Annotated in this window: 1 protein-coding gene; it reads right to left on the bottom strand. The window is 68.6% G+C overall.

The window, feature by feature from the left end; all coding sequences use genetic code 11:
* A partial coding sequence (locus tag M8J71_RS23150; protein ID WP_256250212.1) for an amino acid permease occupies window positions 1-255 on the bottom strand: 255 nt, incomplete at both ends.

Genomic DNA, 255 nt, shown 5'->3' with positions numbered 1-255 from the left:
GGCACAGGACGATGGTGGCCCAGGTCATGATGATGCCGACGGAGGCGACGTTGAGGACGATTTCGAAGGCGTCGGCCGGGACGAGGTAGTTCAGCGGGACCCCGAGGAGGGACACGCCGGCGGTGATGGCGATCCCGCCGTAGGGGACGCCGGCTTTGTTCATGCGGGAGGCGAAGCGGGGGGCGGAGCCGTTGACGGACATGGAGCGCAGGATCCGGCCGGTGGAGTAGAGCCCGGCGTTGAGGGAGGACAGGG

Source organism: Pseudarthrobacter sp. R1, assembly GCF_024494415.1.
Classification (GTDB): domain Bacteria; phylum Actinomycetota; class Actinomycetes; order Actinomycetales; family Micrococcaceae; genus Arthrobacter.
Note: the sequence above shows the minus strand (reverse complement) of the source record. Positions and strands in the feature narration are given on the sequence as shown.